This is a genomic window from Paenibacillus mellifer (assembly GCF_023195895.1).
GTDB classification, from domain to species: domain Bacteria; phylum Bacillota; class Bacilli; order Paenibacillales; family Paenibacillaceae; genus Fontibacillus; species Fontibacillus mellifer.
On record NZ_JALPRK010000014.1, the window covers coordinates 85345 to 96913 of the forward strand.

The window sequence follows — 11569 nt, forward strand, 5'->3', positions numbered from 1 at the left end:
CCTCTTCGGTTTGGGCGACCCCGTACAATCCAACCTGTTCGTCTGCTCTACTGTCTGCGGTAACCGATCGAAACGACAAACCGTTCGAAAGCTTCGCGTCCTTCCGGCGTCGCTTTGAATACTCCGGCATGTCCGAGAATCTCCGCGAACTTGCTGCCGACCTCGTCACGCAGCAACACTTCGGCCTCTTCACGCGCCAGTGACATACCTACGCGTGCGACCAGTTCTTTCACCCAATCCGCGTGCACGGCCAGGCGAGACCCGGGATCGGATACGGTCTCCTCGTACAACGTTTTGTCCCCGCTCAGAATGGCCGCAACTCCCGCCAGCTCTTCCTTCAGCCGGCCTGGGAGAATCGCCACACCCATCACTTCGATCAGACCAATGTTTTCCTTCTTGATGTGGTGCATCTCGCGGTGCGGATGGAAGATCCCCTCGGGATGCTGTTCGTTCGTCCGGTTGTTCCGTAGGACGATGTCCGCCTCGTAACCGCCATCTGCACTGCGACGGACGATTGGGGTCACCGTATTATGCGGCACGGATTCCCCTTTCTCCTCGGAGAATACTAGGACGTCGGCCGACGGATCGCTGTATTGCTTCCATTTCTCGTATAGATCGTCCGCCGCTTCCAGCACAGCCTCGCGGTCCTGACCGTTCACCCGCAGCACGGACATCGGCCACTTCACCATCCCGACGGTCACGCCGGCGAAGTCCGGATGGGAGAAGACGGCTTCCACCGGGGCCTTCTCCAACGGAAACGTATGCCGTCCCCCCTGGAAATGGTCGTGAGTCAGGATCGAACCGCCAACGATCGGCAGATCCGCATTGGAGCCGATGAAATAATGCGGGAACAACGTTGTGAAATCAAGCAGACGCTTAAACGTATCGCGCGTCAACTTCATCGGCACGTGATCGTGGTGGAATACGATGCAATGTTCGTTGTAATACACATAAGGCGAGTATTGGAAAAACCATGGCTCTTCGTTTAGGGTCAGCGGAATGACGCGCAAGTTCTGACGGGCCGGATGATTGATCCGTCCCGCATAACCAACGTTCTCGCGACATAGCTGGCATTTCGGATACACCGGCGGCGGTAGCAGCTTAGCCATGGCGATTTCCTTCGGATTTTTCTCCGGTTTGGACAGATTAATCGTGATTTCCATGTCCCCGAACGGAGTAGGTTGTTCCCAATAGATGTTTTGGCGAACCCGGTCCATCCGGATATAATTGCTGTCCACGGACAGCTTATAGAACGCGTCAGTTGCCGCGATAATTCCCTGCTCGGTTTCCGTTTTGCGGAAGGCCGCGATCGTTTCCGATGGGCGCGGCATCAGCAGACCCATGATTTGAGCGTCCAGCAAATCGCGGTAAGTGGCGGTATCTTCCGGAATCAGGCCGATCGAGACTCCGTAATCAATCAAGATTTCGAGCGGCTCCTGCGGACCGGTCAGCACCTCCTCCGAAACTGCACCCGCGAACGGCTCATCGAACGAAAACAACTCCAGCAGGCGATTGCGCGAATAGTCTACGTCCCACCAATCGATAAGGCCCTGCTCCAGCGCATAATTCACCAGTCGTTCGATGGCATGAAGCGTTTCTTGACGATTTCTCTCTTCTACTCCCATCGCGTTACACTCCCTTAGTCGTTATAGCCGTTTGGATGGCTGTTATGCCACTGCCACGCGCTTTCGATGATGTTCGCCAATTGGTTGCGGGTTGGATTCCAGCCCAGCACATGGCGGGCTTTGTCCGAAGATGCGATGAGCACCGCCGGATCCCCGGCGCGGCGCGGGCTGATGACGACCGGGAAGTCGTGGCCAGTAACGTCTTTCACGGTTTCGATGACTTCCTTAACCGAGAAGCCTTGCCCGTTGCCGAGATTGAATACGTCGCTCTCCCCGCCGCCGAGCAAATGATTCACCGCGCGCAGATGGGCGTCGGCCAAATCGCTCACATGGATATAGTCACGGACGCAGGTACCGTCAGCCGTATTGTAATCGTCGCCGAACACTTGAATCGATGGACGTTGTCCCAATGCCGCTTGAATGATCAATGGGATCAGATGGCTTTCCGGACGATGGTCTTCGCCAATCTTACCGCTTTCATGGGCCCCCGCCGCATTAAAATAGCGCAGCGATACGTATTTGATCCCCAGCACCTGATCAAACCAGGCCATCATCCGTTCCATGGTCAGCTTGGTTTCCCCATACACGTTCGTAGGCCGAGTCGGATCGGTTTCCTCAATCGGTACCTTTTCCGGTTCGCCGTAGGTTGCCGCCGTAGAGGAGAACACGATTTTACGCACATTTGCCTGATCCATGGCGTCCAGCAAACATAGCGTTCCGTATACGTTATTGTCGAAATACTTCACTGGATCCTTCATGCTTTCCCCAACCAGGGAGTTCGCGGCAAAGTGAATCACCGCTTCGATCTCGTTCTCGGCAAATAACTTAGCCAGAAGGGCTTTATCCCGCAAATCCCCTTCGTAGAGCTTACCGCCGAGCAGCGCTCCGCGATGTCCGGTCTGCAGGTTGTCGATGACAACGACCTCTTTGCCTTGCTCCAGCAGCGCAGCTACCGTATGCGAACCGATATAACCGGCTCCCCCCGTCACCAATATCGCCATGGTTATTTCTCCCCTTTCATCTCATGCACGCCGTCGCCTACGCCGCACACGTAAAACTCGCCGTCTAACCCTGTCCGCTCTTTATAAGCCTGACCAACTTCAGCCACGAATCGCTCTACGGAATCCTCGTGCACCAGCGATACCGTACAACCGCCAAACCCAGCCCCGGTCATCCGAGCGCCCAGCGTGCCATCAATTTTCCGCGCTTCCTCAACCATCACGTCCAGCTCCAGGCAGCTCACTTCGTACAAATCGCGCAATGAATCATGCGAAGCATTCATCAGTTCGCCGAAGGTCTTCAGGTCGTTCGCGCTCAGCGCGTCCACCGATTTCAACACGCGCGCATTCTCTTCCACGACGTGTTTAGCCCGTTTCAACAGGACTTCGTTTGAAAAATCCCCCTGCCATTGCTCCAGTTGCTCCGGCTTTAGATGGGCCAAGAACTCCAGGCTCGGTTCACGTTTTTGCAAAATCGCCAACGCTTCATCACATTCCGAACGCCGTTCGTTGTACTTGGAATCCACTAGCCCCCGGCGTTTCTTCGTGTTGCTGATCACGAGCTTATACGCGCCTGTACGGAACGGCACGAGCTTGTATTCCAAGGTGTCGCACATCAGCAGAATCGCATGATCCTGCGCCCCATTCGCGACGGCAAACTGGTCCATGATGCCGCTGTTCACACCGACGTACTGATTCTCCGCCCGCTGGGATAGCCGGGCAATTTCAACTTTGTTCGTCTCTTTCCCTTCCATACTCAGGAAGGCAAAAGCCGTCACCACTTCGATCGATGCCGAGGAGGACAATCCCGAACCGTTCGGAATTTCACCGTGGAACAGGAGGTCGTATCCGCTTGTAAGCGAGATACCCAGCTTCTTCAGCTCTACGTATGTGCCGATCGGATAATCGATCCATTCGCCGGTTTTGCTAGTGCCGAGTTCTTCCAGTTTTAGTTCCGCGGTATAAGGCAGATTACTTGAAGCGAAGGAGACTTTACCGTCCGCCCGTTTACGGATCGCTAGCGTCGTCCCGAATTCCAGCGCGGCTGGGAATACATACCCCCCGTTATAGTCGATATGCTCGCCGATCAGATTGACGCGTCCCGGCGCGTTGAATACGTGCAGCGACTCGGAGCTTCCCCCGAATTTGGATATAAACAATTGTTCCATTTCATTCTTCTTCATTAACGTACACCCCATCGTCATGGAATCTTTATTTCTTGTACCCAGTATAATGAAATCGCTCTGATTTGATAATGCACCTTTGCGAGAACTATATAGATAAATGTGACTTTTCGGAGTAAAATGTGTACAAGATATCCTTCAGGGCGTATGTGTCCCTGCCAAAAAGGAGACAAGACCCATGAAGCAAGAAACCTATAGTGCGGCCGCCAACCCGGATTTATTCGAAGCGGAGGATCTGCATGTCCTGTTCGCCGGTGAAAGTCAGACTCTGCCCGATCACCGCTTGGGCCCGAAAGTATATGATTATTACCTCCTGCATTTCGTGGAGCAGGGCAAAGGTATGTTTCGGACCGAATCCGCCTCGTATGAGCTGAGCGAAGGAGACGGCTTCCTGATTCTCCCCGATCAGCTCGTTTACTATGCTTCCGACCTGGCCGAGCCATGGCGTTATCGCTGGATTGCATTCACTGGCGCAAAGGCGGCCGAGCTCGTAAATCGGGCGGGATTCACACCGGAACAGCCGGTGTTTCGGCATGGAGATGGAAGTTCGATTCCAACGATGCTGAGCAGCGTATTACAGACCTTTAAATCGAAAAAAAACAGCTCCCATCTGCTCTCGCTGGGGCTGTTGCATCAAATTATGGCCGAAGCCCAGGAGACGCTGGGCATAGCATCGGCGTTGCCGTCGGGTGAATCGGGCGTTCAGCGGATCGTGAAGCAAATGATTCATTATATGGCCAGCCAATATGCGCATCCGGTCTCCATTGAACAAATGTGCGCTTCGATGGGATACAACCGGGCTTATCTCTCGCGAATCTTTAAGAAAGAAACGGGCTTCACCCCGGTCACCTACCTGCTGAAGCTCAGAATCGATAAATCGCGGCAGCTCCTTCGCGAACGACCGGAGCTGTCGATCGAGCAGATCGCAGCTTCCGTCGGTCTCACCGATCCGCTCTACTTCTCACGGCAGTTTCGTCGGTTCCATCACGAATCCCCAAGCGAATATCGCAGAGCGGTGACCCGGACTCTCTCCGTGGAGTGAGCTTGGGATTACTCCTCCAGACCCAGCTTCTGAGAGACGGCCACCAACACCGCGCCGATGGGCTCGGTGATCAATAGACTAGCTCTATGGTCATAGGAGGTGGAAGAAGCATTGATCAGCACCGTCCGCTCACCGCGGAAATAGGTGACTAAATGCGCCGCCGGCTGCACCGTCAGCGAGGTGCCGCCAATCAGCAACAGGTCGGCGCCGGCAATCGCATCGACCGTATCCTGGATCACCTGTTCATCCAGGCTTTCTCCATACAACACCACGTCCGGCTTGATGATTCCGCCACAGGCGCAGCGCGGCACGACGTCCTCGCTTCCCATAACGTCTGCCAGCGTATAGGTGTGGCCGCAGTCCATGCAGGTGTTACGATGCACGGAACCATGCAGCTCCAGCACGCGCTGGCTTCCCGCCTGTTGATGGAGCCCATCGATGTTTTGCGTGACCACGGCGTTTAATTTCCCTGCCTGTTCCAGCACGGCCAAGAAGCGATGTGCGGCGTTCGGCTGTGCTTCCGTATGGATCATTTTCGTCTTATAGAAGTCGAAAAATACCTCGGGATGCCGTTCGAAAAACCGCCGGCTCAAAATCTCCTCCGGCGCGTAAGGCGACGCCTTCTCCATCTGGTAGATGCCCGCCGCCGATCGGAAATCGGGGATCCCGCTTTCGGTTGATACCCCGGCCCCGCCAAAAAAAACAATATGATGGCTTTCCTGAATCCAATCCGCTAAAGTGTCTATTTCCTTGGTCATGATCCGTTTCGAACCTCCTAAAGATGTATCGTTAACTCTCCGTAGCCGGCGATAATGACGTCCGCATCCTGCAAGTAGCTCGCTCCCTGCTGATCCTCACCGTGTTCTTCCGCTAATCCAATATTCAGGGCAACCCCTGCTCGCTTCCCCATCTGCATATCCGCGTTGCTATCGCCAATGACCACGGTTTCACTTGGTAAAATGCCAAGCTCATGGCAAGCTAACAGCGCCATGTCCGGTCCCGGTTTGCCCCGGGGAACACGGTCTCGCCCAACTACGCTGGCGAACGCATCCCGGATGCCCATCCATTCCAAATGCTCCTGTGCTCCCGATGTCGAGTCAGAGGTGACGACTGCCAGCTTGAGACCCGCTTCTCGGCATCCCTGCAGAAATTCGCGTAACCTTGGCAGGGGAATGGCTTCTCGCCTCTGTTTGAGATCAGTCATGGCCTTCGCATTTAATTCTCTGACGACCGTAATCGCTTCGTTCCAGGGAAGCCCCGCAGCATATAACGTTGAAGCCAACAACGATATGATCTCTTCTTCTGTCCCCATGGCGACCGGGCCGGTCTTGTCGTAACCGATCACCCGATTCTCCTCATCTGTATGAAGGCCAAGCAGTTCTGCTTTGTTCAAGCCTCCTGGGGATCCCAAATCGGTTAACTTCCGCTCCATCAGACCGGTGATGGCCGCCGCCCAGCTTCCCCACAAGCCCATGAAATTCAACAGCGTCCCGTCTTTGTCAAACAAAATCGCACGGCAAACCGCCTTGTGCCCTCGCGCTTCAATCATGGCCATGATCATCGTCCTCCCAGTACATCCATGTCCTTATTATACCATTTTTACAACTCCACCAAGGCAGCTCATGCTGTCATCAGTTCGACACACCCGAGGCTTTGAGGATGTTTTATTTGTGATTTTTATCACAAGACTAACCCTGCAAATGGAGTACGTTATTCATGAATTCATTTATTTAAATTTAAAATGATATCCGCTGCGGATGTTTCCGTGGAAAGAGGGGACCTGAACCGTCATGACGTCATCCAAAATCAACCCGCAAGGTGAGGTATTTTTCCTGAACCTACGTTTCTTGTTGATCCTCTGTGTATTCGTCGGCAACGCCATCGAACCGCTAACTACGCGGATTGACGGGCTGCATACCCTCTACCAGTGGATATTTACATTTCATATGCCCCTGTTCGTTTTCGTGACCGGTTATTTTGCCAAGTCTAATTTAACCGGCGGCAAGGGAAGGAAGATCATGCTGCAGATCGGCTTGCAGTATGTTATTTTCCAAAGCTTATACTCTGTACTGGACGCTTCGGTGTTTCAGGTAGACCACATTCACCATTCCTTCTTCGCACCGTATTTGCTGCTGTGGTTCCTGGTCAGTCATCTCGGCTGGCGAATGATGTTGCTCCTGATGCGCAAATATTCGCCTCTCCAACAGCTTGCGGCCTCTACCCTGCTTGCGGTGCTGGTCGGCTATCTACAAATTGAAGGTGTGTGGTTTAGTATATCGCGGACTTTTGTATTCCTGCCGTTTTTTGTGCTCGGCTATCATTTCTCCGAACGCTTGCTAGAGCGACTGCAGAACCCAACATTCAAAGCCTCCTTCGCTCTCATTTCACTTGGATGGCTGATCTCTTTGGGGTTCGGCGTGGCAAGCGTCAACTCAGGTTGGTTGTACGGTAGCATGACCTATATCCAGCTCGGCCATCCCGAATGGTACGCCGGCGTGTTCCGTCTGCTGCTCTACCCGGTACAGCTGCTGGCCGGACTTGCCTTTCTAGGCCTCGTTCCATCTCGGGCCAGCCATCTCACCGAGCTCGGTCGCCGCACGTTATACGTCTTCCTGCTGCACGGCTTTATCGTGCGCTTGGCGGCCGTATCTCCGCTCTACGGATACGTGCATGGCGAGGCGGGCGGGCTGCTGGTCATTGCCGGAGCCGTGGCGCTCACCCTGCTTCTCGCGCAAAGCTGGGTACGCAAATGGTGCGCCCCGTTGGTCGAGCCCCCGGTCGAATGGCTGTTAAAGCTGGAACACCGAGCTTTGCAGCAACTTGGCGCGGCCGGTAAACCGTGATCAGATCTAAACTCGTATGTTTTGAAAATTCGAAGATACCTTCCAGCCAAACGGAAAGTATCTTTTTTTTGGATATCTTGAATTTTTTGAACAAACTCGTTTCATCTTGGAAATCCGTGGTAAATAAAACATACGTACTCCAAAATAAGATCAAGGAGGGATTCGATGGCACGAAGCCGAAGCAAAATGACTCGAGAAGAAGCGGGACGTTTGGGAGGACTGGCCACGGCCAAGAACCACGGCAAAGCCTTTTACCAAGAAATTGGGCAAAAAGGCGGCGAAGCGACCTCGAAAACCCATAACCGCGAATTTTATCAGGAAATCGGTCAGAAGGGCGGCGAAGCGACATCCCAAAGACACGATACAGGTTTCTATCGGGACATCGGCCGCAAAGGCGGGGGTTCCCGCAGCAAACCAGGATTTAATGCATGAACCTTGTGAAATCTCCGGGACCCCGGAGATTTCTTTATTTTCATAGACCGTGAAACGCCCTGTCCTGACGTTATTTCCTGTGATCAACGGTAGAAAATCATAACCACTTGTGATAGACTTTAGAGAAAACCTTTAGCGGTGTAAAGCTCCAAAACTATAACTAATCATGGGGGGATCGGTGATCATGACAGCCAAGAAAATGCGTTCTGATATGATCAAAAAAGGCTTTGACCGTGCGCCGCACCGCAGTTTGCTGCGTGCCGCCGGCGTGAAGGAAGAAGATTTCGGCAAGCCGTTTATCGCGGTCTGTAACTCTTATATCGATATCGTGCCTGGGCATGTGCACTTGCAGGAGTTTGGCAAGATTGTAAAAGAAGCAATCCGCGAAGCGGGTGGCGTTCCGTTTGAATTTAATACCATCGGCGTGGACGACGGCATTGCGATGGGGCATATCGGGATGCGTTATTCCCTGCCAAGCCGTGAAATCATTGCCGACTCACTCGAAACCGTTGTTTCGGCTCACTGGTTCGACGGCATGGTTTGCATTCCGAACTGCGACAAAATCACACCGGGAATGATGATGGGCGCGTTGCGCGTCAACATCCCTACCGTCTTCGTCAGCGGTGGACCGATGAAAGCCGGCGTAGACAGCAAAGGTCGGAAATTATCCCTGACCTCCGTCTTTGAAGGCGTAGGCGCGCACCAAGCCGGACAAATCAGCGATAATGACCTGCTAGAACTGGAACAATACGGCTGTCCAACCTGCGGCTCCTGTTCCGGTATGTTCACCGCCAACTCGATGAACTGCCTCGCCGAAGCGCTGGGTCTGGCTATGCCGGGTAACGGCACGATTCTCGCTGTGGCTGAAGAACGCCGCGATTTCGTTCGAGAATCCGCACGTCAGCTAATGAAACTGATCGAACTCGATCTGAAACCTCGTGACATCGTCACGAAGGAATCCATCGACAACGCTTTTGCACTGGATATGGCGATGGGTGGCTCCACCAATACCGTACTTCATACGCTGGCATTGGCCCAGGAAGCAGGGATCGATTACCCGCTGGAACGAATCAATGAAGTAGCTAACCGCGTGCCGCATATCGCCAAGCTGGCGCCGGCATCCGATCTCTTTATCGAAGACGTACACCGGGCCGGCGGCGTCAGCGCCGTTATCAACGAACTCCTGAAGAAGCCGGGGGCGATCTACGGCGATCAGATGACCGTGACAGGGAAGACGCTAGCCGCGAACGTCGCAGGCTGCGAAATTCTCGACCCGAGCGTCATTCGTCCGCTCGACAAGGCGCATTCAGAGAAAGGCGGCCTCGCCATTCTGTACGGTAACCTGGCGCCGGAAGGCTCAGTTATCAAAGTTGGCGCCGTAGACCCTTCGGTTGGCGGCTATCATAAAGGTCCTGCCATCTGCTTCGACTCCCAGGAGGAGGCGCTTGAAGGAATCGCCGGCGGCAAAGTCAAAGAAGGCTGCGTCGTTGTTATCCGTTATGAAGGTCCTAAAGGCGGACCGGGGATGCCGGAAATGCTGGCACCGACTTCGCAAATCGTCGGCATGGGGCTGGGCGCCAAGGTCGGTTTGATCACCGACGGACGTTTCTCCGGCGCTTCCCGCGGCATCAGCATCGGTCATATCTCTCCGGAGGCAGCGGAAGGCGGGCCAATTGCTTTCGTCGAAGACGGCGATATCATCGAGCTTGACCTCAATAACCGCAAGATCGAGCTGCATGTCAGCGATGAAGAACTCACGCGCCGCAAAGCGAATTGGAAAGGCTTTGAACCGAAAGTCAAAACCGGTTACTTGGCTCGTTATTCCAAATTGGTCACCAACGCCAGCTCGGGTGGCGTTATGAAAATCTAAATAGCAGGCTTACAAAAAGGCCGTATCCGGATCATCATGATCCAGATACGGCCTTTCTTGTTCACAAGATAAAAGTGAAGTAATCCGTTACCGAGTTGGCAAGGAGACACTAAGTAAAGACTCCTCTTCTAGGGCCTCAGGTTTCTCTAGGGTCGAGTGGCTGCGATGCGAGCCAGTTTCGGTGAACCGTGCCAGGAGGTGATCCATCGGCATGACCATCATTTTGGGTACCAATTCTTGAGGTTGCTCTTTTAATCTCGACGTTCCTGCAGGATGTATAACGCTCATCAATAATTTCAGATAGATTTGGGTCGAGCTCGCAAACCAACCTTTCGGTAAATCCGTAATAATAAATCCGAATTGCTCGGGTCCCCGATTAATCATACTGACGCCGTACAATGCTTTGACCTCTTGGAGTTCGGGATGGTCGTAGATGTATTGGGCCAGTTTCGGCAGTGTTTTCTCAAAATTACGTATCATTTGGATCGCCAGCTGCACCGTAGTTCTCGAGCGAGTCCCGATTTCATAGAGCTTCTTATTATCAAAATGGAGCTCCATGACCTGATCGCCGGCTTGAAGAGTTTTCCCATCATTGAGGGCCACCGGCTCCCCATGGTAAGGACGGATACGGAAATGAAGGAATGGATTTTGGGTGTCCGGTGTTTTTAGCTGGAATATCACATGGAAGATCTTCTCCCACAACAGCCATAAGGCCACGATACCTCGTTTGAACCAGGATACCTTCACCGGTGTTCTCCCTTTGGATGAGGTAGCCTTGGCCGGGTTACCTTTACGTTTGGCCTCTTCCGTAACACGAATTAATTCGTCGATGCGAATGCTGCGCAAACCGCGGCGATCCGCTTCCGTCAGCACGCGCTCCAGTGCGGTCAGCATCTCAGCCGGCGCTCCGACATTGGCACCTAAGGTAGCACCGCAATCGTGAAGAAGAAATACCTCGCCACCCCGCAGTTTCTTCATCATGCGTTTCGTTAAACGATCAGCGCCAACCTTCACTCGCCAATCGGCAAACATCGCCGACCACAGGACAATTTGCGTGTTGCCTCGGTTCGTAAAATCAAACAAATTGACGATTCCCCACGGCGGACGATAATAATGGGAATCCACTCCGGTAACGTCGTAGATGATCTTATTCGTTTTCTGAATTTGTTTCTTGACAGCGGCCGGTCCCATTAGCCAGTTGGTTTTGTGCACATAGTTGTGCGATCCGATCAAATGGCCTTCCTCGTGAATCCGTTTAATCAAATCAGGATATTTCTCCGCATTCGAGCCGACGAGGAAAAATGTCGCTTTTGCTCCATGGCGCTTGAGCAATTCAAGCAGTTGCGGAGTATATTTCGGATCGGGGCCATCGTCGAAGGTAAGCGCAAACTCCTTATCGCTGGTCCCGTGCTTAAATACGCGAAAACCGAAGATCCGAGTGATCAATCCGGGTATAAAAGCGTACAGCGTAGAGATATAAAATAACCATAGCAGCAAAGTCTCCATATGCTTTCCCCACTTTTCTATGATCAATGACTTTGGCATGCTCCGTGAAAAGCATAGCATCTACACTAT

Annotated in this window: 10 protein-coding genes; 4 read left to right on the forward strand and 6 right to left on the reverse strand. The window is 53.2% G+C overall.

Translation table 11 applies throughout. The features are described from left to right. Positions 1-47 precede the first annotated feature (47 nt). The 3 genes from M0651_RS15335 to M0651_RS15345 are packed head-to-tail and all read right to left on the reverse strand — an operon-like array spanning position 48 to position 3807. Entirely contained in the window at positions 48-1625 is a 1578-nt protein-coding gene (locus M0651_RS15335; protein WP_248552621.1) for a UDP-glucose--hexose-1-phosphate uridylyltransferase, read from the reverse strand. Positions 1626-1639: 14 nt separating this feature from the next. Further along, the gene (gene galE, locus M0651_RS15340) at positions 1640-2626 is read right to left on the reverse strand and encodes a UDP-glucose 4-epimerase GalE (RefSeq protein WP_248552622.1); all 987 of its coding nucleotides are present in this window, start codon (positions 2624-2626) and stop codon (positions 1640-1642) included. 2 nt (positions 2627-2628) lie between these two features. Beyond that, entirely contained in the window at positions 2629-3807 is a 1179-nt protein-coding gene (locus M0651_RS15345; protein WP_248552623.1) for a galactokinase, read from the reverse strand. A gap of 178 nt (positions 3808-3985) precedes the next feature. Here M0651_RS15345 and M0651_RS15350 point away from each other — a divergent pair, with 178 nt between their 5' ends. Further along, positions 3986-4849, forward strand: coding sequence for an AraC family transcriptional regulator (locus tag M0651_RS15350; RefSeq protein ID WP_248552624.1), 864 nt, complete (start codon positions 3986-3988; stop codon positions 4847-4849). 8 nt (positions 4850-4857) lie between these two features. Here M0651_RS15350 and M0651_RS15355 read toward each other — a convergent pair whose 3' ends face one another. Both M0651_RS15355 and M0651_RS15360 read right to left on the reverse strand, forming a co-directional pair. Further along, positions 4858-5607 carry an NAD-dependent protein deacylase gene (locus M0651_RS15355; RefSeq protein ID WP_248552625.1) on the reverse strand — a complete coding sequence of 250 codons (750 nt, stop codon included), beginning with the start codon at positions 5605-5607 and terminating at the stop codon, positions 4858-4860. 17 nt (positions 5608-5624) lie between these two features. After that, the gene (locus M0651_RS15360) at positions 5625-6404 is read right to left on the reverse strand and encodes an HAD family hydrolase (protein WP_248552626.1); all 780 of its coding nucleotides are present in this window, start codon (positions 6402-6404) and stop codon (positions 5625-5627) included. 235 nt (positions 6405-6639) lie between these two features. Between M0651_RS15360 and M0651_RS15365 the strand changes: the two genes are divergently transcribed. The 3 genes from M0651_RS15365 to ilvD all read left to right on the forward strand — a co-directional run bounded on the left by M0651_RS15365 (position 6640) and on the right by ilvD (position 9994). Next, complete coding sequence (locus M0651_RS15365) at positions 6640-7692, forward strand: acyltransferase family protein (protein ID WP_248552627.1); 1053 nt, start codon at positions 6640-6642, stop codon at positions 7690-7692. A 165-nt stretch (positions 7693-7857) separates the two neighbouring features. Further along, positions 7858-8124 (forward strand): KGG domain-containing protein, encoded by a 267-nt coding sequence (locus M0651_RS15370; RefSeq protein WP_248552628.1) that lies wholly within the window; start codon positions 7858-7860, stop codon positions 8122-8124. A gap of 184 nt (positions 8125-8308) precedes the next feature. Further along, positions 8309-9994, forward strand: coding sequence for a dihydroxy-acid dehydratase (gene ilvD / locus M0651_RS15375; protein WP_248552629.1), 1686 nt, complete (start codon positions 8309-8311; stop codon positions 9992-9994). A gap of 87 nt (positions 9995-10081) precedes the next feature. Here the strand turns inward: ilvD and M0651_RS15380 are convergent, their stop codons facing one another. Further along, on the reverse strand, positions 10082-11500 hold the full coding sequence (locus M0651_RS15380; protein WP_248552630.1) for a polysaccharide deacetylase family protein: 1419 nt from the start codon (positions 11498-11500) through the stop codon (positions 10082-10084). Positions 11501-11569: the final 69 nt, after the last annotated feature.